This is a genomic window from Enterobacter cloacae complex sp. P24RS (assembly GCF_014982165.1).
GTDB classification, from domain to species: Bacteria; Pseudomonadota; Gammaproteobacteria; order Enterobacterales; family Enterobacteriaceae; genus Enterobacter; species Enterobacter quasihormaechei.
The window spans coordinates 44,623-65,489 of the sequence record NZ_JADCKU010000011.1 but is presented as its reverse complement, the minus strand read 5'-3'; the positions used below and the strand labels follow the sequence as shown (position 1 = coordinate 65,489).

19 protein-coding genes are annotated in these 20,867 nt (G+C 55.2%); 9 read left to right on the top strand and 10 right to left on the bottom strand.

Annotated features, from left to right (window positions below):
• Positions 1 to 55 precede the first annotated feature (55 nt).
• Positions 56 to 373, top strand: coding sequence for a heat shock protein HspQ (hspQ, locus tag INF58_RS13165; protein WP_006809336.1), 318 nt, complete (start codon positions 56 to 58; stop codon positions 371 to 373).
• Positions 374 to 406: 33 nt separating this feature from the next.
• Here the strand turns inward: hspQ and INF58_RS13160 are convergent, their stop codons facing one another.
• Positions 407 to 820 (bottom strand): CoA-binding protein, encoded by a 414-nt coding sequence (locus tag INF58_RS13160; protein WP_006809337.1) that lies wholly within the window; start codon positions 818 to 820, stop codon positions 407 to 409.
• Positions 821 to 992: 172 nt separating this feature from the next.
• Here INF58_RS13160 and INF58_RS13155 point away from each other — a divergent pair, with 172 nt between their 5' ends.
• Both INF58_RS13155 and mgsA read left to right on the top strand, forming a co-directional pair.
• Positions 993 to 1,655: a DUF2057 family protein gene (locus tag INF58_RS13155; protein WP_193527840.1), complete on the top strand. Its 663-nt coding sequence runs from the start codon at positions 993 to 995 to the stop codon at positions 1,653 to 1,655.
• Positions 1,656 to 1,735: 80 nt separating this feature from the next.
• Positions 1,736 to 2,194, top strand: coding sequence for a methylglyoxal synthase (gene mgsA / locus INF58_RS13150; protein WP_006809340.1), 459 nt, complete (start codon positions 1,736 to 1,738; stop codon positions 2,192 to 2,194).
• Between the two features lie 39 nt (positions 2,195 to 2,233).
• Here mgsA and helD read toward each other — a convergent pair whose 3' ends face one another.
• A complete protein-coding gene (gene helD / locus INF58_RS13145) occupies positions 2,234 to 4,288 on the bottom strand; it encodes a DNA helicase IV (RefSeq protein WP_193527839.1) in 2,055 nt (684 codons plus the stop codon).
• Positions 4,289 to 4,410: 122 nt separating this feature from the next.
• Here helD and INF58_RS13140 point away from each other — a divergent pair, with 122 nt between their 5' ends.
• Both INF58_RS13140 and yccS read left to right on the top strand, forming a co-directional pair.
• Positions 4,411 to 4,857, top strand: a complete 447-nt coding sequence (locus tag INF58_RS13140; RefSeq protein ID WP_003858149.1) for a YccF domain-containing protein — start codon at positions 4,411 to 4,413, stop codon at positions 4,855 to 4,857.
• 18 nt (positions 4,858 to 4,875) lie between these two features.
• The gene (yccS, locus tag INF58_RS13135; protein WP_112792843.1) at positions 4,876 to 7,038 is read left to right on the top strand and encodes a YccS family putative transporter; all 2,163 of its coding nucleotides are present in this window, start codon (positions 4,876 to 4,878) and stop codon (positions 7,036 to 7,038) included.
• Here the strand turns inward: yccS and INF58_RS13130 are convergent.
• The gene (locus tag INF58_RS13130; RefSeq protein WP_063449134.1) at positions 6,995 to 7,621 is read right to left on the bottom strand and encodes a TfoX/Sxy family DNA transformation protein; all 627 of its coding nucleotides are present in this window, start codon (positions 7,619 to 7,621) and stop codon (positions 6,995 to 6,997) included. The two genes, yccS and INF58_RS13130, sit on opposite strands and share 44 nt — an antisense overlap.
• A 217-nt stretch (positions 7,622 to 7,838) precedes the next feature.
• On the opposite strand from INF58_RS13130, the gene sulA reads away from it, so the two are divergent.
• Positions 7,839 to 8,348 (top strand): SOS-induced cell division inhibitor SulA, encoded by a 510-nt coding sequence (gene sulA / locus INF58_RS13125; protein ID WP_131637223.1) that lies wholly within the window; start codon positions 7,839 to 7,841, stop codon positions 8,346 to 8,348.
• A gap of 356 nt (positions 8,349 to 8,704) precedes the next feature.
• Positions 8,705 to 9,757, top strand: coding sequence for a porin OmpA (ompA, locus tag INF58_RS13120; protein ID WP_017694761.1), 1,053 nt, complete (start codon positions 8,705 to 8,707; stop codon positions 9,755 to 9,757).
• A 65-nt stretch (positions 9,758 to 9,822) separates the two neighbouring features.
• Here ompA and matP read toward each other — a convergent pair whose 3' ends face one another.
• Entirely contained in the window at positions 9,823 to 10,275 is a 453-nt protein-coding gene (matP, locus tag INF58_RS13115; protein ID WP_006809347.1) for a macrodomain Ter protein MatP, read from the bottom strand.
• Between the two features lie 185 nt (positions 10,276 to 10,460).
• Between matP and INF58_RS13110 the strand changes: the two genes are divergently transcribed.
• Positions 10,461 to 12,221 (top strand): Lon protease family protein, encoded by a 1,761-nt coding sequence (locus INF58_RS13110; protein ID WP_193527838.1) that lies wholly within the window; start codon positions 10,461 to 10,463, stop codon positions 12,219 to 12,221.
• 68 nt (positions 12,222 to 12,289) lie between these two features.
• Positions 12,290 to 12,808: a bifunctional 3-hydroxydecanoyl-ACP dehydratase/trans-2-decenoyl-ACP isomerase gene (fabA, locus tag INF58_RS13105; protein WP_000227926.1), complete on the top strand. Its 519-nt coding sequence runs from the start codon at positions 12,290 to 12,292 to the stop codon at positions 12,806 to 12,808.
• A gap of 70 nt (positions 12,809 to 12,878) precedes the next feature.
• Here the strand turns inward: fabA and rmf are convergent, their stop codons facing one another.
• The 6 genes from rmf to rlmKL all read right to left on the bottom strand — a co-directional run bounded on the left by rmf (position 12,879) and on the right by rlmKL (position 20,804).
• Complete coding sequence (gene rmf / locus INF58_RS13100) at positions 12,879 to 13,046, bottom strand: ribosome modulation factor (protein WP_003858162.1); 168 nt, start codon at positions 13,044 to 13,046, stop codon at positions 12,879 to 12,881.
• A gap of 255 nt (positions 13,047 to 13,301) precedes the next feature.
• Positions 13,302 to 13,868: a membrane integrity-associated transporter subunit PqiC gene (gene pqiC / locus INF58_RS13095; protein ID WP_193527837.1), complete on the bottom strand. Its 567-nt coding sequence runs from the start codon at positions 13,866 to 13,868 to the stop codon at positions 13,302 to 13,304.
• Positions 13,865 to 15,505 (bottom strand): intermembrane transport protein PqiB, encoded by a 1,641-nt coding sequence (gene pqiB, locus INF58_RS13090; RefSeq protein WP_063866301.1) that lies wholly within the window; start codon positions 15,503 to 15,505, stop codon positions 13,865 to 13,867. The genes pqiC and pqiB overlap by 4 nt, the downstream gene beginning before the upstream one ends.
• A 4-nt stretch (positions 15,506 to 15,509) precedes the next feature.
• Entirely contained in the window at positions 15,510 to 16,763 is a 1,254-nt protein-coding gene (gene pqiA / locus INF58_RS13085) for a membrane integrity-associated transporter subunit PqiA (protein ID WP_063866300.1), read from the bottom strand.
• Positions 16,764 to 16,775: 12 nt separating this feature from the next.
• Positions 16,776 to 18,683 carry an ABC transporter ATP-binding protein gene (locus INF58_RS13080; RefSeq protein WP_193527836.1) on the bottom strand — a complete coding sequence of 636 codons (1,908 nt, stop codon included), beginning with the start codon at positions 18,681 to 18,683 and terminating at the stop codon, positions 16,776 to 16,778.
• Between the two features lie 12 nt (positions 18,684 to 18,695).
• A complete protein-coding gene (gene rlmKL, locus INF58_RS13075) occupies positions 18,696 to 20,804 on the bottom strand; it encodes a bifunctional 23S rRNA (guanine(2069)-N(7))-methyltransferase RlmK/23S rRNA (guanine(2445)-N(2))-methyltransferase RlmL (RefSeq protein WP_131637226.1) in 2,109 nt (702 codons plus the stop codon).
• Positions 20,805 to 20,867 lie beyond the last annotated feature (63 nt).

The following is a 20,867-nucleotide window of genomic DNA, read 5'->3' as shown; positions in this document are numbered from 1 at the left end:
AAAGAGAAATATTGCCCGCACATAGTGTGTATGTGATGTTTCCCGGGAGGTGACTATGATTGCCAGCAAATTTGGTATCGGCCAGCAGGTCCGCCACACCTTGCTTGGATATTTGGGTGTGGTCGTGGATATCGACCCGGAGTATTCCCTTGATGAACCGTCAGCAGACGAACTGGCGGTTGACGCAGAGCTTCGCGCCGCGCCCTGGTATCATGTGGTCATGGAGGGCGACGATGGTCAGCCTGTCCATACCTATCTTGCCGAAGCGCAGTTGAGTGGTGAATTACAGGATGAGCATCCGGAACAACCCACTATGGACGAGCTTGCTCAGACCATCCGCAAACAGTTACAGGCACCAAGACTGCGAAACTAAAGGTGTAAAAAAGCCCGTCAAGCGGGCTTTTTTTTATTTTGCGAGCCCCAGACGGGGAATGTCGATTGCCGGACAGCGATCCATCACCACCTTAAGCCCGGCATCGCGTGCCAGCACGGCCGCCTGCTCATTGATCACGCCCAGCTGCATCCACAGCGTTTTCGCACCAATGGCGATCGCCTCCTGCGCCACGCCCCAGGCCGCCTCTGAATTGCGGAACACGTCCACCATATCCACCTTTTCCGGCACATCCGCGAGCGTCGCATAGCCCTGCTGGCCTAGCAGCGTTTTTCCCGCCACCTTCGGCGAGACCGGGATCACGTGATAACCCTGATCCAGAAGGTATTTCATTACCCGATAGCTTGGGCGATCCGGTTTGTCGCTCGCGCCAACCAGCGCGATAGTGCGCGTGGACGTCAGGATCTCGACAATGTCGTTCTCTTTCATGCTCTTCCTCCTGGTTTTTTTCAAAGTGTACGTCAAAGCAGCCATCTCAACCACGCTGTCCCTACAGAAGTATGAGGGCAAAACGGCAGAATATGTCTATATGTTAGTAAACGTGATTATCGAAAAATTTTGATACATTCTTACATGGGTAGCTTGTCTACAGGAGTCTGCTATGAAAACCGGCATTGCCTCGGCTGTGGTTGCGTTGATCATGCCGGTGTGTGTTTTCGCAACCACCCTCAGACTCTCACCGGACGTTGACCTGCTGGTGCTGGACGGGAAAAAAGTCTCCAGCTCCCTGCTGCGAGGCGCAGACAGCATCGAGCTGGATAACGGTCCGCATCAGGTCGTTTTTCGGGTGGAAAAGACGATTCGCCTCGCCGACAACGAACAGCATATGTACATTTCTCCGCCGCTGGTCGTCAGCTTTAACACGCAGCGTATCAGTAAGGTCAACTTCAGGCTTCCGCGTCTCGATACAGAGAAAGAGTCACAGGCCTTTGACGCTTCGCCACGCCTTGAACTGGTGGACGGGGGTTCCATGCCCATCCCGGTAAAGCTGGATATCCTGGCGCTGACAAACAGGCCCAAAGGAACGGATTACGAAGCAGACACGGCGATCTATAACAGAGCCAGCCGGCCCGCCTCCCTGCCTCAGTTCGCTACCATGATGGCAGACGACAGCACCCTGCTTTCGGGCGTATCGGAGCTGGATGTGCTTCCCCCTCAGTCGCAGACGCTCACCGAGCAACGCCTCAGGTTCTGGTTCCAGAATGCCGATACGGATACGCGGGCCCGTTTTCTGCAATGGGTGAAACGACAACCGTCGTCGTAAGCCACATTTTTTCGTCCTTTCTCTTGCAGCATCAGTCTGTTCCCGTCATCGTGTAGCGAGGTAACTTCACGGATAAGATTATGGAACTGACAACACGCACACTTCCGGCGCGCAAGCACATTGCTCTGGTTGCGCACGATCACTGTAAACAAATGCTGCTTAACTGGGTTCGTCGCCATCAGCCTCTTCTCCAGCATCATGCCCTTTCCGCCACGGGGACAACCGGTAATCTGATCCACCGCGAAACCGGTCTGGAAGTGAATGCCATGCTGAGCGGCCCGATGGGGGGTGACCAGCAGGTCGGCGCTCAGATTTCGGAAGGCAAAATCGACGTACTGATTTTCTTCTGGGACCCGCTGAACGCGGTGCCGCATGACCCGGACGTTAAGGCGCTGCTGCGTCTGGCGACAGTGTGGAACATTCCGGTGGCGACAAATCTTTCAACGGCCGATTTCATCATTGAATCACCGCAGTTTAACGATCCGGTAGAGATTTTGATCCCGGATTACCCGCGCTATCTTGCGGAGAGACTGAAGTAGTTTTTTGCCCGGTGGCGCTGCGCTTACCGGGCCGACATGTTACGGCTTTCTCGCTACCGGCACGTCAATACTCTTCAAAATATCGACAAACACCGACGGCTCCTCTTTGTTGAACAATAGCCACACGCGATGCCGCGCGCGGGTTATCGCCACGTACAGCAAACGCCGCTCTTCGGCATCCGGGAAATCTTCGGGAACCGGCAGTAACGCCTCTTCCATCACGGATTCCCGCGCGGGTGCCGGGAAACCGTCGCTCCCCTCTTTTAGCCCCACCACAATCACGTAATCAGCCTGCTGCCCTTTACTGGCGTGAATGGTCATAAAATCGAGCTGTAGTTTTGGCCAGCGCGTCGCCGCTTTTTCCAGCGCCGCGGGTTTGAGGTGGTGGTAACGCGCCAGCACCAGGATCCGCTCATCGGGTTTCGCATAGCCGCTCAGTTTGTCCAGCAGCGGCTCCAGCTGATCCTCCGCCAGCAGGGTGACGGCCTTTTTATCCCCCGGCGTCAGGCTGTTAAGCGGCTTCGACAGCTGATGCGGGTTCTGCTGAATAAAGCGGTTGGCAATTTCACCAATCCGCGCGTTAAAGCGGTAGGTGGTGTCAAGATCGCTGCGGTCGCCTTCACCAAAATAGTGGTGGAAGGCCGTGGTGAGGGAAAGCTGCGCCCCGCTGAAACGGTAGATAGCCTGCCAGTCATCGCCCACGGCAAACAGCGACGTGTGTTTATTCTGCGCCCGCAGCGCCGAAAGCAGCGCAGCGCGCTGCGGCGAGATATCCTGAAACTCATCCACCAGAATGTGTTTCCACGGACTGACGAAGCGCCCTTTTTCCAGAATGAGAATGGCCTGATGGATCAGCCCGGAAAAATCGACCGCGTTTTCCTCTTTCAGCGCGCTTTTCCACGCTTTGAGCATCGGCGCCATCAGCTTAACCCGCTTAGAGAAGACGGCGCGGATCGCTTCCGGTGCGCTTTCTATCATCTCGGCCTGAGAGCCGCCGTGCATCCGCATCAGGCTTACCCACCGGTCGAGACGGGAACCCAGCCGGCGCGCCAGCTTTTCATCCTGCCAGAAGCTGCCCTCCGGCACCGCCCAGTTCAGCTCCTCTTCAAGCCACTGACGCCAGCCTTTCGCCTGCGCCTTTTTCTCGCTGCACTGCTGACGCCATGTCTTGATAAACAGCGCCTGGCGAGCCTGAGCATCACTCTCCAGCTTGCTGACAACAGGGACTTTTTTGCTGCCCTGTTGAATGATATGTAACGCGAGAGAGTGGAACGTGCGCGCCGAGATATCCTGAGTATGCAAACGCGCCTGAATGCGCTCGTCCATTTCCTGCGCCGCTTTGCGGCCAAAGGCCAGCAGCAAAATCTGGTCGGCAACCGCCTCGCCCGTCGTCAGAAGCCAGCCCGCGCGCGCCACCAGCACCGATGTTTTGCCGCTACCGGCCCCTGCCAGCACCAGCAGAGACTGCTCGCCATTCACTACGGCGCGCGCCTGGGCAGGATTGAGGGGCGATGATTCCACCGTGCTGAAGAAATCGGCATATTGCGTAAGCATCGCATCGGTCCAGGCCTGGTTGTGCGCCAGACGGCTTTTCTCGATATCGCTGAGCCATGCCTGACACTGCCGCCACGCGTCACGGCAGTTATCAAATTCCTCCAGCCGCGCCACGGGTAAAGGTAACGCCGTCAGCGCCTGGGTGATTTTTTGCTGAAGCCCGGCGGTTTGCTGACGCGTTAGCCACTTCTGCTGGGTATTGCTTAACGCGATATCGTCCAGCACCTGGTGCAGTACCTGTGCGGCAATCACGCTCATCTCCTGACTCCACTGCTGCCAGCGCGCGTTCAGATGATGATGGAAGCGCTGGGTTTCAGCCCACTCCGTCCCGTGGAGTCGCACCACTTTCTCTGCCGGCAGGACGAACTCCAGCTCGCCCCACACCAGCCCACGCTTGCAGTGGATGGCGAGCAGCTGATTAAACGGAATAAGGTATTCGTGGCGTTCACCGGAGACTTTCACTCCCGCATTGAGGAGGACAACCTTGTCGTAAGGGTGCTGCGCCAGGCGTTTGCCCATTGAAGTAGCTTTCAGTTCCATATCCTGCCGGATCCAAGAGGTAATAATTTGTCAGACAGTTTAACTGCCAGTTTTAAGGTGCTCCAGCCCAAAAAAACGTTACAATCACCAGGCGTTAATCATATCGAAGGAAATGAGGGTTTATGCGTACCGTTCTGAATGTGTTGAATTTTGTCCTTGGCGGTTTTGCCACCACCCTTTCCTGGCTTTTCGCCACCCTGGTGAGCATTGTGCTCATCTTTACGCTTCCGCTGACGCGCTCCTGCTGGGAAATCACCAAACTGTCCCTCGTTCCTTATGGAAATGAAGCCGTACACGTGGATGAGCTGGAGCCGGAAAGAAAAAACGCCCTGATGAATACCGGCGGCACGCTGCTGAATATTCTGTGGCTGATCTTCTTTGGCTGGTGGCTGTGTCTGATGCATATCTTCGCCGGTATCGCCCAGTGCATTACGATTATCGGCATTCCGGTTGGCATCGCTAATTTCAAGATTGCCACCATCGCCCTGTGGCCGGTCGGACGCCGCGTTGTCCCGGTCGAAGTGGCGCAAGCCGCGCGTGAAGCCAATGCCCGTCGTCGTTTTCAGTAATAAGGACTGGCCGCTCTCATGCTAAGCCCCCTGATTCGTCGCTATACGTGGAACAGTAACTGGCTGTATAACGTCAGGATCTTTATCGCTCTCTGCGGCACCGTGGCGCTGCCGTGGTGGCTGAATGACGTTAAGCTCACCATTCCCCTCACGCTTGGGGTGGTGGCCGGCGCGCTGGCCGATCTCGACGACCGCCTGGCCGGACGTTTGCGTAACCTGGTCATCACGCTGGTCTGCTTCTTTATTGCCTCCGCCTCCGTGGAGCTGCTTTTCCCCTGGCCCTGGCTGTTTGCCTTAGGGCTGACGGTGTCGACCAGCGGCTTCATTTTGCTCGGCGGCCTCGGGCAACGCTACGCCACTATCGCGTTCGGCGCCCTGCTGATTGCCATTTACACCATGCTGGGCGTCTCCCTTTACGATCAGTGGTATCAGCAGCCGGTCCTGCTGCTGTTGGGCGCTATCTGGTATAACCTGCTGACCTTAACCGGGCATCTTATTTTTCCGGTCCGTGCTTTGCAGGACAACCTTGCCCGCAGCTATGAGCAGTTGGCCCACTATCTGGAGCTGAAGTCGCGGCTGTTCGATCCGGATATCGAAGAGGATAGCCAGGCGCCGCTGTACGATCTGGCGCTGGCAAATGGCCAGCTGGTCGCTACGCTGAACCAGACCAAAGCGTCTCTGCTCACCCGTCTGCGCGGCGATCGCGGTCAGCGCGGTACCCGACGCACCCTCCACTACTACTTTGTCGCCCAGGATATTCACGAGCGCGCCAGCTCCTCGCATGTGCAGTACGCTGACCTGCGCGAGAAATTCCGCTACAGCGACGTGATGTTTCGCTTCCAGCGCCTGCTGTCGATGCAGTCTCAGGCCTGCCAGCAGCTTGCGCGCTCAATACTGCTGCGCACGCCCTATCAGCATGACCCTCGCTTTGAGCGCGCATTCAGTCACCTTGATGCGGCGCTCGATCGCGTTCAGGCCAGCGGAACCTCGCCGGAACAGTTCAAAGCCCTGGGATTCCTGCTCAACAACCTGCGAGCCATTGATGCCCAGTTGGCCACCATTGAGTCTGAACAGGCGATGGCGATGCCGGCCAACGATGCTGACAACCGGCTTGCGGATGACAGTCTGAACGGCTTCAGCGATATCTGGCTGCGCCTGAGCCGTCATTTTACGCCGGATTCCGCACTCTTTCGCCATGCGGTGAGGATGTCGCTGGTGCTGTGCGTGGGCTATGCGTTTATCCAGATAACAGGGCTGCATCACGGATACTGGATCCTGCTGACCAGCCTGTTCGTCTGCCAGCCGAACTATAACGCTACCCGCCATCGACTTGCGCTGCGTATTGTCGGGACGTTAGTCGGGGTCGCCATCGGTCTGCCGGTGCTCTATTTTGTGCCTTCTGTAGAAGGACAGCTTATCCTTATTGTGATCACCGGCGTGTTGTTCTTCGCCTTCCGCAATGTGCAGTACGCTCACGCCACAATGTTCATCACGTTGCTGGTGCTGCTCTGCTTCAATTTGCTGGGGGAAGGGTTTGAAGTTGCCCTCCCCCGCGTGATCGACACGCTAATCGGCTGCGCCATTGCCTGGGCAGCGGTGAGCTTCATCTGGCCTGACTGGCGTTTTCGAAACTTACCGCGCGTCTCCGACAGAGCAATGAACGCCAACTGCCGCTATCTGGACGCCATTCTTGAGCAGTACCATCAGGGTCGCGATAACCGTCTGGCCTATCGCATTGCCCGCCGCGATGCGCATAACACTGACGCAGAGCTGGCTTCTGTCGTCTCTAATATGTCAACAGAGCCGCGCGCCACGGCAGAAATTCGCGAAACGGCCTTTCGGCTGCTGTGCCTGAACCATACGTTCACCAGCTATATCTCTACCCTGGGCGCCCACCGTGAGAAGCTGACCAATCCGGGGATCCTGGCGCTGCTGGACGATGCCGTTTGCTACGTTGATGATGCGCTTCATCATCAACCTGCGGATGAGCCGCGGGTGCACCAGGCACTGGATGAACTGGTGCAGCGTATCGCACACCTGGATCCGGGCACCGACAACAAAGCTCCGCTGGTCCTACAGCAAATTGGCCTGCTTATCGCTTTGCTGCCGGAAATTTGTCGACTGCGACAGCAGATTGCTACCTGGCGGAATGATGCCCCTGCGACTCAGGCAGCGCATTAAACCACTCCGTAAGCTCCCGGCGAATATCCGCCGGGAGTGCCGCTTCGTGAAGCCCTTCGATGGCGCCTTCAAGCGCGAACAAAACCCGGATGCTCAGCGCCTTATTCCTGGAGCGCATTTTCAGCCAGCTCGTCTTCGCACCCAGCTGTCGTAGCGTCTCTTCATTGGTGATGCCCGCTTCCATCAGCAGGACCTCAATCTGAAAAGTCAGGTTTGGCAGGTCTTTTAGCCGGTTACGCTGATGGCGCTGGTAGCGCTCTTTCCTGGCAGCATCGAGCGCAAACGAGGAGAGCTGAAGCAACTTTTCCCTGTTTTGCCAAAGCCCCTCATCCACACGATAGTAATTAAGCAGAACAGGACGTCCTCGTTTCATCAGCGTCAGAAAAGAGGAGGCATTTTTTACACAGTATTTTGCACTCTGCTCACAGGCGCGAAGATAAAGCTCACCGTCAGACACCATTGCAAACACCGCTTCATCCACGGCCAGGGTATAACCGCCAAACAGCGCTCGATGGTGAATTTCACCCAGCGGAGAGAGGTATTCCTGCGATTGATAAATCCGCTCATAGGATATCTTTTTCATGATAATTCCATTTAAAATCATACAGTAAACACGATATTTCTTACTAACGGATCCGTTAGCAGGAAAATAGGCAACTTATTGCCGTTGGGCAAGATGATTTTTTCAGGTTCACCGGGAATGGATGAAATTTGCGAGTCGCTTTCCGAAAATGAGGTTGATCTTTATGCACACAGGGGTTACTGTATATCCATACAGTAACTACAGGGCTGGAATGAACATGTACACTTCAGGCTATGCAAATCACTTAACACCTTCTACTTCTGCCGCAGGCAATGTTGCGCAGAATTCTATCGGGCGTGTATCGACAGGGCTTATCAGTGAAGTGGTTTACCGTGAAGACCAGCCGCTGTTAACACAACTCTTACTCCTGCCGCTTTTGCAGCAGCTCGGCCAACAGTCTCGCTGGCAGCTCTGGCTGACGCCACAGCAGAAACTAAGTCGTGAATGGGTTCAGTCGGCGGGTCTGCCGTTGGCGAAGGTAATGCAGATCAATCAACTCTCCCCTTGCGATACGGTTGAGTCGATGGTTCGGGCATTACGTACCGGGAACTATAGCGTCGTGATTGGATGGTTACCTGAAGATCTGTCGCAAGAGGAACATTTGCGTCTGTCTGAAGCTGCTGAAGAAGGTAACGCGATGGGGTTCATCATGCGGCCGGTTCGTGAAGATTCCTATCGCAGAGGACAACATCCCGGGCTAAAAATTCACTCAAATGTGTACCATTGAGTCATTTTAAGAGTTTTCCTGGAATTTTTTTCGACCGCAGTATGCAAAAAAAGTTCAATGCGCCAAAACTGCGGCAAGGCTTGTCTGACGCGGTTCTCGTTAATTTTACTGCACAAAAATCGTTCAAAAAATGTTAAATATTAGGTATACGGAACTTTTTTTTTCATATGCCTGACGGACTTCACACTTGTAAGTTTTCAGCTACGTTGTAGACTTTACATCGCCAGGGGTGCTCGGCCTAAGCCGAAGATATCGGTAGGTTTATATTTGACCACGCCCCCCGGTGAAGGATTTAACCGTGATTTCTCCGATGGAGATATTCATGGCAAATTTTGGATGATAACGAGGCGCAAAAAATGAAAAAGACAGCTATCGCGATTGCAGTGGCACTGGCTGGCTTCGCTACCGTAGCGCAGGCCGCTCCGAAAGATAATACCTGGTATGCAGGTGGTAAACTGGGCTGGTCTCAGTTCCATGACACCGGTTGGTACAACAGCAGCCTGAACAACGATGGCCCTACTCACGAGAGCCAGCTGGGTGCAGGTGCGTTCGGTGGCTATCAGGTTAACCCGTATGTTGGCTTTGAAATGGGTTACGACTGGTTAGGTCGTATGCCGTACAAAGGCGACAACGTAAATGGCGCTTTCAAAGCTCAAGGCGTTCAGCTGACCGCTAAACTGGGTTACCCAGTAACTGACGATCTGGACGTGTACACCCGTCTGGGCGGCATGGTATGGCGTGCAGACTCCAGCAACAGCATCGCTGGTGACGACCACGACACTGGCGTTTCCCCAGTATTCGCTGGCGGCGTTGAGTGGGCAATGACCCGCGACATCGCTACCCGTCTGGAATACCAGTGGGTTAACAACATCGGTGACGGTGCTACCGTTGGCGTTCGTCCAGACAACGGCATGCTGAGCGTTGGTGTTTCTTACCGTTTCGGTCAGCAGGAAGATGCGCCAGTCGTAGCTCCAGCGCCGGCTCCAGCTCCAGAAGTACAGACCAAGCACTTCACTCTGAAGTCTGACGTTCTGTTCAACTTCAACAAAGCTACCCTGAAACCAGAAGGTCAGCAGGCACTGGATCAGCTGTACACCCAGCTGAGCAACCTGGATCCTAAAGACGGTTCTGTAGTGGTTCTGGGCTTCACCGACCGTATCGGTTCTGATGCTTACAACCAGGGTCTGTCTGAGAAACGTGCTCAGTCTGTAGTTGATTACCTGGTATCTAAAGGTATCCCAGCTAACAAGATCTCCCCACGTGGTATGGGCGAATCTAACCCAGTTACCGGTTCTACCTGTGACAACGTGAAACCACGCGCTGCACTGATCGACTGCCTGGCACCAGATCGTCGCGTAGAGATCGAAGTTAAAGGTATCAAAGACGTTGTAACTCAGCCTGCGGCATAAGTTATCGTCTTATAAAAAAACCCCGCCATGCGGGGTTTTTTATTATCTGAACAAAAGCAAAAACGTTATTTTTTACCCAGCAGTGCCTGCAAATCGTTCTTCAGCGTCGACATCTGGCTGGCATACTTCTCTTTATGCTCGGCATCTTCAATCAGCTGCACCACCGTTTCCGACAGCGTTTTCCCGCGCCGTTGCGCAAGCCCGGCCAGACGCTGCCAGACCATAAACTCCAGGTCGATAGATTTCTTACGGGTGTGCTGATGCTCGGCATTGAAATGCCGTTTACGACGAGCACGGATAGTTTGCTTCATCCGGTTCAACAAGGCCGGATTAATATGTTTCTCGATCCAGCCGTTGACCTGTACCGGTTCGTTTTCGAGGGTCAGCAACATATCCACAGCTTCTTGTGCCGCGCTGGCTTCGATGTAGCAGGTGATCAGCTCCCCTTCACGGTGCTTTTTGACCAGGTACTTCCATTTCCAGCCGCTTTCGAGGTTTTCCAGTTGTTGATATTTCATTGCGATCTCAGTGTTACCGTGTAACTCAGTTCAGAATATCAGTTTTTTGGCAATCTGCTGAAAAGAAATCATATCCTGTGAAACGCTGCGGCAAACCGCATGATGAAAACCCGAATCCTGATTGGGCAGAGTGCGCCGCTTACGGTATACTCCACGGTTTTACTTCTGACTAAAAAACATCAACTTTGACCATAACGAAACTTGCATGGCGTGACCTTGTTCCGGATACCGAAAGCTATCAGGAACTGTTTACACAGCCAGACCTCACAAAAGAACACGAATACATACTTAGCGAGACACAACCGCGTTTGCATTATGCGCTGGAGCAGATGTCATCCCCATGGGCCACATCTCCCTTCATGCTGCTCAAAGCCCCGGAAGAAGCCGAGTATTTGACGCTTCTCGGTGATGCCATGCGCCAGTTGCAGCCAAAAACGAACGCCGTTTTTGGTGGTCAGTATCATATTGCCGGACGTGACGTGACGTTCGAACCCGCCGCGCAGGCCGACGGTCTGTTCGCTGCCAAAGGCGAAGTGATTACTGCCAGCTGGGCGGAAGCCGAACAGCTGTTCGGCTGCCTTCGTCAGTTCAATGGCGAGGTGTCACTGCAACCCGGGCTGGTACACCGCGCGAACGGCGGCGTGCTGCTCATCTCCCTTCGCACGCTGCTTGCGCAGCCGCTGCTGTGGATGCGCCTGAAAACGGTAGTGACGCAGCAACGTTTTGACTGGGTAGGCTACGACGATTCACGTCCTCTGCCGGTCTCCATCCCGTCTATGCCGCTGTCGCTGACCGTCGTGCTGACGGGCGATCGCGAATCGCTGGCAGACTTCCAGGAAATGGAGCCAGAACTCGCGGAGCAGGCTGTCTACAGCGAATTTGAAGACAATATTCAGATTGCTGATGCCGATGATATGGCGCAGTGGTGCCAGTGGGTGATGGCCGTGGCGGAACGTTTCGCGCTGCCCTCGCCTGCCAGCGATGCGTGGCCTGGTTTAATCCGCGAGGCCGTACGCTACACCGGCGATCAGGAAACCCTGCCGCTCTGCCCGCTCTGGATCGGTAAACAGCTGCGTGAAGTCGGCGTAATCAGCGGCAACGGTACGTTTAGCGGCGAGCAGCTTAGCCAGATGCTGGCCCAGCGCGAATGGCGCGAAGGCTATCTTGCTGACCGTATGCAGGATGAAATTCTGTTGGAACAGATTCTGGTGGAGACCGAGGGCGAACGTATCGGGCAAATCAACGCCTTATCCGTCATCGAGTTCCCTGGACACCCGCGCGCCTTCGGCGAGCCTTCCCGCATCAGCTGTGTGGTGCACATTGGTGACGGCGAATTTACCGATATTGAACGCAAGGCGGAACTGGGCGGAAATATTCATGCTAAAGGCATGATGATCATGCAGGCATTCCTGATGTCTGAACTCCAGCTCGAGCAGCAGCTCCCCTTCTCTGCCTCGTTGACCTTTGAGCAGTCCTACAGCGAAGTCGACGGTGACAGCGCCTCCATGGCGGAGCTATGCGCCGTGATCAGCGCGCTTGCAGACGTGCCGATTAACCAGAACATTGCGATTACCGGATCCGTGGATCAGTTTGGTCGTGCCCAACCGGTGGGCGGACTGAATGAGAAAATCGAAGGGTTCTTTGCTATCTGCCAGCAGCGCGGTTTAAACGGCAAACAGGGCGTGATTATTCCGGCACCTAACGCTCGCCATTTGAGCCTGAGCCAGGCGATTCTGGATGCGGTAGAGCAGGAACAATTCACCGTCTGGGCCATCGAAGGCGTTGAGGATGCACTACCCTTACTGACGAACCTGGTCTGGGACGGCGAAGGCCAGACAACCCTGATGCAGACCATTCAGGAACGTATAGCTCAGGCGACACAGCAGGATGCTCGTCATCGTTATCCGTGGCCGTTGCGCTGGTTAAGTTGGTTTAGTTCAAACTGATCGGACTTGTTCAGCGTACACGTGTTAGCTATCCTGCGTGCTTCACTAAAATAAGGCTTACTGAGAACATGGTAGATAAACGCGAATCCTATACGAAAGAAGACCTTCTTGCCTCTGGTCGCGGTGAACTGTTTGGCGCGAAAGGCCCGCAGTTACCGGCCCCAAATATGCTGATGATGGACCGTGTCGTGAAAATGACCGAAACCGGCGGCAACTTTGATAAGGGTTACGTAGAAGCAGAACTCGATATCAACCCGGACCTGTGGTTCTTCGGTTGCCACTTTATTGGCGATCCGGTAATGCCTGGCTGCCTGGGCCTCGATGCTATGTGGCAGCTGGTAGGCTTCTATTTGGGCTGGCTTGGCGGTGAAGGCAAAGGCCGCGCGCTGGGCGTAGGCGAAGTGAAATTCACCGGTCAGGTTCTGCCTACCGCGAAGAAAGTCACCTACCGCATCCACTTCAAACGTATCGTTAACCGCCGTCTGATCATGGGCCTGGCGGATGGCGAAGTGCTGGTAGATGGTCGTCTGATCTATACCGCAAACGATCTGAAAGTGGGTCTGTTCCAGGATACCTCTGCTTTCTGATAACGGCTTTTGCGCCTCCCAGAAAGGCGAAACCTCCGCATTGCGGAGGTTTCTTTTTAAAGAGACGGTATCAGGCAAGTACTGCCCTGTCTCCGATGGCTTCTCGCCAGCCCCCTAGCCATTGGGACCTTTGATTCAGGGCCTGATAGGGACACATTTCTTTAGAACGTCCGGCGATGCCAGCCTGATAACCACGTTGATGAGCCCTTTCCAGGCGATCTCGTTTCTGTCTCTTCATGCCTCGTTTCCCTCATTCTTTTGTCTGGTGGAAAGAAAACAGTGGTTGCAATATGTGCAAGCACAGTTAACGAATACCCCGAATCAGCTTCAGCGTCAACGTTCAAAATTCATACGGGTGTCATATTTGTGAGCTACATGGAAGATCGTTTGTACAAAAAATGTGATGCGGCACAAGTAACAGCCTGAACGCAAAACGAAAAAAAAAGCCGCCATCAGCGCGTCGCTGAGTGCGGCTTTTGTCGATGAATTTTACTTATGGCAGGCGTGAAATCTCTTTAGCAATGGCCGCCGACTCCTGTGCCCAGCCCTGTGCCAGCACTTTCACCATTTCGTCATAGCCATCTTTCTGCTGCTTAAGCTCCAGATGGAAAGGACGCTTCATCAGCTGGCCCTGGTGATTCAACAGCCACTCCCCGCTGATAACCACGGCGCCGTCATAGCGGCCGTGGAACCCCGTCACGTTAACATTCAGTGTGTCCTGATCGCTTCCCAGAGGCTGTGAGGCGACTACCCAACCAGGAAGCTGGCTGCTCAGGTTCGCCACCAGCGTATTGCGAAGCTGCTGATCCAGCGGGCTGGCCCACAGGTTATTGTTGGCGATAACGTACTGCACATCGCTGGTCTGGTAGACCACCCCGTTACCCGCCAGATAATCCGGCACGGCAACCTGTTCAACCCACAGCAGACGACTGCCCTGCGAGGTGCTGCTCTGCGCACCCGGCTGCGCGCTTAGCGGCAGCTGGTAGTAGCTTTTGTTGTCGCTTCCGGAGCTACAGGCCGTTAATACCAGTGCGCCCACGATGATTAGCCATTTTTTCATTGTTTCGCCCTCTTAGGCTCAGGATCCTTTTTATCTTTCGCTTCAAACACCAGCGCATTGCTCTTTTCATTGAGCGTTTTCAGAACGGGCTGTAGCTCGCGTAAAACCTGATCAAGACGTTGCATATCCGCCACCATCTTGTTGTAGGCCGCCGAGCCCGGCTGGAAGCCCTGCATGCTGCGGTTCAGCTCGCGCAAGGTTTTCTGCATATCCTGCGGCAGCTGCTGCATGGACTGGTTAGCAGTGATCTTGTTGATATTATCCAGCGTGGTTTGCAGACGTTGCATCGTCGCCTGGCTCTGATGCAGTGAACCCGTCGCGGCTTCAAGCATAGGATTCAACGGCAGATTATTAATCTTATCCAGCGTTTCCATCAGACGCTGTTGGATCTGCGCCAGACCACTGCTGACCGTAGGAATGATTTTGTAGCCGCCAAATTCACGGATACCCGTCATAGCAGGCGCTTTAGGATAGAAGTCCATATCCACATACAGCGCCCCTGTCACCAGGTTGCCGGTTTTCAGCGAGCCGCGCAGGCCGCGATTCAGCAGGTCGCTGATATGCTCCCCAATATCCTGATCCTCACCTATCTGGTTAATCAAACGCTCAGGTTCAATACGGATCAGCACCGGAATACGATAATCATCATCAAGCATCTGCTTAAGACCCGGAACAAAGTAAGGCACTTGTCCCACAGTCCCCAGACGGATACCGCGGAACTCGACTGGCGCCCCTGGCTGCAAGCCGCGTACGGAGTCCTTAAAGAACATCAGGTAGTCAATGTGATCGGTATAGAGCGCATCCTGAATACTTTTTTGATCGTCAAACAGCCTGAAGGCGGTTTTCTCCGCCACCGGTTGTCCGAGATCCATGCCTTCCGGCACGTCGAAACTGACGCCCCCGCCAAACAGCGTGGTGAGCGAGCCCATTTCAACGCGCATCCCCGCAGAGGTCAGATCCACCGCGATCCCGCTGTCTTTCCAGAAGCGAACGTTGCTGGTCACCAGGCGGTCATTAGGCGCATTGATAAAAAGCTGATAGCTGATGGTCCGTTTTTGCGGATCGAAGGTGCTTGTTTCAACCGAACCGACGCGATACCCACGGAACAGCACCGGATCGCCCGGCGAGAGCTGACCCGCTTTTTTGCTGTCCAGAATAACGCGGATCCCTTTTGCATCCGGCGGCGCAAGCGGCGGTGAATCCAGCAGCTGATAGTCTGCTGGCTGGGTACCTTTGCTGCCGGGCTGGAGTTCAATGTAAGCCCCTGAAAGCAGCGTCCCTAAACCGCTGATGCCTTCTCTTCCGACCTGAGGTTTCACCACCCAAAAAACGGAATCTTCATGAAGCAGTTTTTCCATGCCGGCATTCAGGCGGGCCTTGATTTCAACATGGGTTAAATCATCCGTCAGGGTCGCGCTTTCGACGACGCCCACATCCACGCTGCGGCTCTTGATGGTGGTTTTCCCGCCCTCAATCCCCTCTGCATTGGTGGTGATGAGCGTCACTTCCGGTCCCTGATGGCTGTAATGATAAAACAGGATCCATGCACCTATCAGCGCGGTCACGATGGGGAAAATCCACACCGGCGACCAGTTTCTGACCTTCTGCACTTTAGCCTCTCCACTCTTATTTTCCATGCTCTTACTCTTCCTCATGGCTTGAATCGGGCTCACGATCCCACGATAAACGAGGGTCGAAGGTCATGGCCGCAAACATGGTCATAATGACGACCAACGCAAACATCAGCGCTCCCATAGCGGGATAAATACTCATCAGCCCTCCCATACGCACCAGCGCAGAGAGAACCGCAATCACGAACACGTCAATCATCGACCAGCGACCAACAAATTCCACGACCTCATAAATCAGATGCATACGCTCACTGTCACGCTTACCGTGCCCTTTCGCATCCCAGCAAAGCCAGGCAATGGCAATCATCTTCAAGGTCGGAACCATAATACTGGCGAGAAATATGACCCCTGCAACAGGGTATGATCCCTCGCTCCACAGCAAAATTACCCCGGCAAGGATGGTCGAGGGCATTCTGTCGCCAAGCAGATCGGTGATCATGATTGGCAATATATTGGCGGGCAGATAGAGCATGATGGAGGTCACCAGCAGCGCCATGGTCCATTGCAGGCTATTTTTGCGCCGGACGTGACCTTTTGTTTCACAGCGCGGGCACACCTCGACCTCCGCTGGCAGCACGGCGGTGCAGCAGGAGCAGGAGCGAAGCCCCTGACGAATACCCGGTACGCCCACCTTTACCGTCCGCGAGAGCGTCGGGGCCGGGGCGATATCGTCCCAGGCCCAGCGTCGGTCCACGCACTGGAACGCGCGCAGTTGCAGCACGCAATACAGACACCACGGAATAAAGCTGCTGCCAATCCCCACGTCGCCGTAGGCCATCAGTTTCACGAAGCTGACGAGGATACCTGCCAGAAAAATTTCCGCCATCCCCCAGCTTTTCAGCTGGAACAGGATCCGCGCGAGTTTAATTTTAAGGGCGGTAGGCATCCTGACGCGGTTGACCAGCAAAAGAATGACGACCAGGCAAAAAGCCGGGACTATCTGAACGAACAGAAGGAAGAAGGTGCCGAGGCTGGCGTAATCTTCCGAGAACATCACGCCTGGAATTTCCAGTAAATCCACCTGGCTTGTCATCCCGCCCACTTTCATAGAGATGAAAGGGAAGAGATTGGAGAGCAGTAACATGAACAGGGCTGCCAGCGCGTAAGCCGTAGGACGCTGCCTTGGCGCGTCCCATTCGGTCGTCAGCGTAGCTCCGCAGCGCGGGCAGGCAGCCTTATGTCCGTGACCAAGCTCTGGCAACGCCACGAGCATATCGCATTGCGAGCATAATATATGCCGATCGGCACGGTGCTGGTCACACATAGATTATCCCTGTTATGCGCCGTTTTTCAGAGACTCAAGGTACTCCCAGCGCTCAAAAGCTTCTTCCAGCGCCTGCTCGGCCTGGGAGAGTTCAGCCAATACTTTCTGAGTATAGTCGTGAGGCTGCGTAAAGAATGACGCATCCGCGACCTGAATTTGCAGTGCTTCCAGCGCCGCTTCCAGTTCTTCCAGACGCTGCGGCAGCCCTTCCAGCTCGCGCTGCAAGTTATAGCTCATTTTAGCTGGAGATTTTTTGGCACTTTCTGCTTTTGCAACAGCAGGTTCGGCGACATTTTTGGCCTTCACCTGTTTTTGCACCAGCGACTGCGCTTGCTGACCACGCGCGTCATGATAGCCGCCCACATATTGTCCGATGCGCCCTTCACCTTCGAAGATCCAGCACTCGGTCACGGTGTTATCGACAAACTGACGATCGTGGCTGACCAGCATCACGGTTCCCTGATAACCATCAATCAACTCTTCCAGCAGTTCCAGCGTTTCGACATCCAGATCGTTCGTCGGTTCATCGAGAATCAGTAAGTTACTGGGTTTCAGGAACAGGCGCGCCAGCAAAAGGCGGTTACGCTCACCGCCGGACAGCGCGCGCACAGGCGTCAGGGCGCGTTTCGGATGGAACAGGAAGTCCTGAAGGTAGCCCAGCACGTGACGCGGCTTGCCGTTAACCATCACCTCCTGTTTCCCTTCTGCGAGGTTATCCATCACCGTACGGTCCGGATCCAGCTCTGCGCGGTGCTGGTCGAAGTACGCCACTTCCAGTTTGGTACCGCAGTGAATGCGACCGCTGTCGGCCTGCAACTGGCCCAGCATCAGTTTCAACAGCGTGGTTTTGCCGCAGCCGTTTGGACCGATAAGCGCAATTTTGTCGCCGCGCTGAACCTGAGCGGAGAATTCGTTCACCAGCACTTTGCCGTCAACCGAATAGTTAACGTTCTCCATTTCGAAGACAATTTTGCCCGAGCGGGACGCCTCTTCCACCTGCATTTTGGCGCTGCCCATGACTTCGCGGCGCTCGCTACGTTCGCGACGCATCGCCTTCAGGGCACGAACGCGGCCTTCGTTACGGGTACGACGCGCCTTGATGCCCTGACGGATCCACACCTCTTCCTGCGCCAGCTTGCGGTCGAATTCGGCGTTTTGCAGCTCTTCGACGCGCAGGTTCTCTTCTTTTTCCAGCAGATAGGTATCGTAGTCACCCGGATAGGTCACCAGCTTGCCGCGGTCGAGGTCGACAATGCGCGTGGCCATGTTGCGGATGAACGAACGGTCGTGGGAGATGAAGATAATGGTGCCGTTAAAGGTTTTCAGGAACCCTTCCAGCCAGTCAATCGCTTCGATATCCAGGTGGTTCGTCGGTTCGTCCAGCAGCAGCACCTTAGGCCCGCTCACCAGGGCACGTCCCAGCGCGGCTTTACGCAGCCAGCCGCCGGAGAGCGCCGACAGCTCCATATCCGCTTCCAGGCCAAGCTGAGCCAGCACTTCGTTAATGCGGTTTTCCAGCTGCCACAGGCCGTGGTGATCGAGCATCTCCTGCACTTTTGCCAGCTCGTTGAGATTCTTGTCGCTTGGATCGGTCATCACCAGATGCGAAATCTCGTGGTAGCGCTTGAGGTATTCCGCCTGCTCTGAAATCCCTTCGGCCACGAAATCGTACACGCTGCCGGTAACGTTACGCGGCGGATCCTGTTGCAGGCGAGAGACGATCAGATCCTGCTCGTAAACAATACGCCCATCATCCAGCCCCTGCTCACGGTTGAGGATTTTCATCAGCGTCGATTTACCCGCGCCGTTACGGCCCACCAGACAGACGCGCTCGTTATCTTCGATATGCAGCTCTGCATTATCGAGAAGCGGTGCGTCGCTGAACGAGAGCCACGCGCCATGCATACTAATTAAAGACATTTATTTTTCCTTTCAGACCGCGGAGATCAGCCAGCAGTTATGAATTTGACGGTTACGGGCAAAGTCCTGAGACAGCGTTTTTTGGCTGATTTCTTGTGCTTTCAGTCCCAGTTCGGCCAGGCCGTCGTGATCCATGCGGAATCCGCGCTTGTTGTTCGAGAACATAATGGTGCCGCCTTTACGCAGCAGGCGCTTCAGGTCGGTCATCAGGCGCAGGTGATCGCGTTGAACATCAAAGCTATCCTCCATACGCTTGGAGTTAGAGAAGGTCGGCGGATCGATGAAGATCAGATCGAACTGCTCGTCGGTGTCACGCAGCCAGCCCAGCACGTCGGCCTGTAGCAGACGATGCTGCCGACCGGTTAAGCCGTTGAGACGCAGGTTGCGCTCTGCCCACTCCAGATAGGTACGGGACATATCTACCGTGGTGGTGCTACGCGCCCCGCCAAGCCCCGCATGAACGCTGGCGCTGCCGGTATAGGAGAACAGGTTCAGGAAGTCTTTGCCCTTGCTCATCTGGCCCAGCATACGGCGGGCGATACGGTGGTCGAGGAACAGGCCGGTATCGAGGTAGTCGGTCAGGTTTACCCACAGGCGAGCGTTATATTCGCCCACTTCGATGAAGTCGCCCTTCTCGCCCATCTTCTGATACTGGTTTTTGCCTTTCTGACGCTCGCGGGTTTTCAGCACCAGCTTGTTTGGCGAAATGCCGAGTACGGCGATGGTGGCCGCAATCACGTCCAGCATACGCTGGCGCGCTTTTTGCGCATCGATGGTTTTCGGCGGAGCGTATTCCTGAACCACCACCCAGTCCGCATAGCGGTCAACCGCCACGTTGTATTCCGGCAGATCAGCGTCGTACAGGCGATAACATTCAATGCCTTCCTGCTTCGCCCACTTCTCAAATTTCTTCAGATTCTTGCGCAGGCGGTTGGCGTAGTCTTCCGCCACGCCGGACGGTTTGCTGTCCGCCGCAATCTCTGCCAGATGGTAGTTTTTCTGTACGCAGTCCAGCGGGCCGTTTTTCGCCTTGAACTGGCGATCTGCACGCAGTTGCAGGCAGCTCAGCAGCTCCGGCGAGGCGCTAAACAGAGAAAGATTCCAGCCGCCGAAATGCGCCTTCATGTTGCGGCCCAGCAGGCTGTGCAGGGCAATCAGCGCAGGCTCGCTGCCCAGACGCTCACCGTACGGCGGGTTGCTGATAACGGTACCATACGGGCCTTTTGGCAGCGGATTGGTCAGGTTCGCCACATCCTTAACGTCAAAGGTCACCAGCTCACCGATCCCGGCACGACGGGCATTGCTGCGCGCGCGCTCAATTACCCGCGCGTCGCTGTCCGAACCGTAAAAGTGAGACGTGTACTCCGCCAGCCCCTTACGCGCGCGGGTCTGCGCGTCGTCTTTAACTTCTTTCCAGATGGCTTCATCGTGCTGCGCCCAGCCTTTAAAGCCCCACTGTCCACGATGCAGCCCTGGTGCACGGTCGGTGGCCAGCATCGCGGCCTCAATCAGCAGCGTACCGGAACCGCACATCGGATCGAGCAACGGCGTACCTGGCTGCCAGCCGGAGCGCATCACGATCGCGGCGGCCAGGGTCTCTTTGATTGGCGCCATGCCGGTGCGATCGCGGTAGCCTCGCAGATGCAGGCCCGCCCCGCTCAGATCCAGGGAGATGCTCGCCGTGTCGCCGTTAAGCCAGACGTTGATGCGCAGATCCGGGTTTTCACGGTCAACGTTCGGACGTTCTTTATTACGACGCGTGAAGCAGTCCACAATGGCGTCTTTGACGCGCAGGGCACCGTACTGGCTGTTGCGGATCTCGTCGTTGACGCCGTTGAAATGCACCGCAAAGGTGGCATCCGGCGTGAAGATCTCTGTCCAGTCGATCATCTGTACGCCGGTGTAGAGATCAAGATCGCTGTAGACCTTGCACTCTTTCATCGGCAGCATGATGCGCGACGCCAGACGGCTCCACATCAGGCTCTGGTAAATAAGCCGCGTGTCGCCCTCAAAATGGACACCACCCTGAACCACCTGGCACTCTTTCGCGCCCAGGCCTTCCAGTTCAGTTTTTAACAGCTCTTCCAGCCCACGGGCCGTACTGGCAAACAGAGAATTCATATCGTCACTTTTACTCATAGAAAATTGTCGCGCATTATAGCTAATATGGCGTGTATGTCATAA

What these genes read in the sequence shown, in the direction of transcription:
- helD (WP_193527839.1), bottom strand. Translation starts at nt 4,288, where the DNA reads ATGGAACTGAAAGCTACTTCAATGGGCAAACGCCTGGCGCAGCACCCT.
- INF58_RS13155 (WP_193527840.1), top strand. Translation starts at nt 993, where the DNA reads ATGAAAACCGGCATTGCCTCGGCTGTGGTTGCGTTGATCATGCCGGTG.
- sulA (WP_131637223.1), top strand. Translation starts at nt 7,839, where the DNA reads ATGTACACTTCAGGCTATGCAAATCACTTAACACCTTCTACTTCTGCC.
- INF58_RS13140 (WP_003858149.1), top strand. Translation starts at nt 4,411, where the DNA reads ATGCGTACCGTTCTGAATGTGTTGAATTTTGTCCTTGGCGGTTTTGCC.
- pqiC (WP_193527837.1), bottom strand. Translation starts at nt 13,868, where the DNA reads ATGAAAAAATGGCTAATCATCGTGGGCGCACTGGTATTAACGGCCTGT.
- INF58_RS13160 (WP_006809337.1), bottom strand. Translation starts at nt 820, where the DNA reads ATGAAAGAGAACGACATTGTCGAGATCCTGACGTCCACGCGCACTATC.
- pqiA (WP_063866300.1), bottom strand. Translation starts at nt 16,763, where the DNA reads ATGTGTGACCAGCACCGTGCCGATCGGCATATATTATGCTCGCAATGC.
- rmf (WP_003858162.1), bottom strand. Translation starts at nt 13,046, where the DNA reads ATGAAGAGACAGAAACGAGATCGCCTGGAAAGGGCTCATCAACGTGGT.
- matP (WP_006809347.1), bottom strand. Translation starts at nt 10,275, where the DNA reads ATGAAATATCAACAACTGGAAAACCTCGAAAGCGGCTGGAAATGGAAG.
- pqiB (WP_063866301.1), bottom strand. Translation starts at nt 15,505, where the DNA reads ATGGAAAATAAGAGTGGAGAGGCTAAAGTGCAGAAGGTCAGAAACTGG.
- mgsA (WP_006809340.1), top strand. Translation starts at nt 1,736, where the DNA reads ATGGAACTGACAACACGCACACTTCCGGCGCGCAAGCACATTGCTCTG.
- hspQ (WP_006809336.1), top strand. Translation starts at nt 56, where the DNA reads ATGATTGCCAGCAAATTTGGTATCGGCCAGCAGGTCCGCCACACCTTG.
- INF58_RS13080 (WP_193527836.1), bottom strand. Translation starts at nt 18,683, where the DNA reads ATGTCTTTAATTAGTATGCATGGCGCGTGGCTCTCGTTCAGCGACGCA.
- INF58_RS13130 (WP_063449134.1), bottom strand. Translation starts at nt 7,621, where the DNA reads ATGAAAAAGATATCCTATGAGCGGATTTATCAATCGCAGGAATACCTC.
- fabA (WP_000227926.1), top strand. Translation starts at nt 12,290, where the DNA reads ATGGTAGATAAACGCGAATCCTATACGAAAGAAGACCTTCTTGCCTCT.
- ompA (WP_017694761.1), top strand. Translation starts at nt 8,705, where the DNA reads ATGAAAAAGACAGCTATCGCGATTGCAGTGGCACTGGCTGGCTTCGCT.
- yccS (WP_112792843.1), top strand. Translation starts at nt 4,876, where the DNA reads ATGCTAAGCCCCCTGATTCGTCGCTATACGTGGAACAGTAACTGGCTG.
- rlmKL (WP_131637226.1), bottom strand. Translation starts at nt 20,804, where the DNA reads ATGAATTCTCTGTTTGCCAGTACGGCCCGTGGGCTGGAAGAGCTGTTA.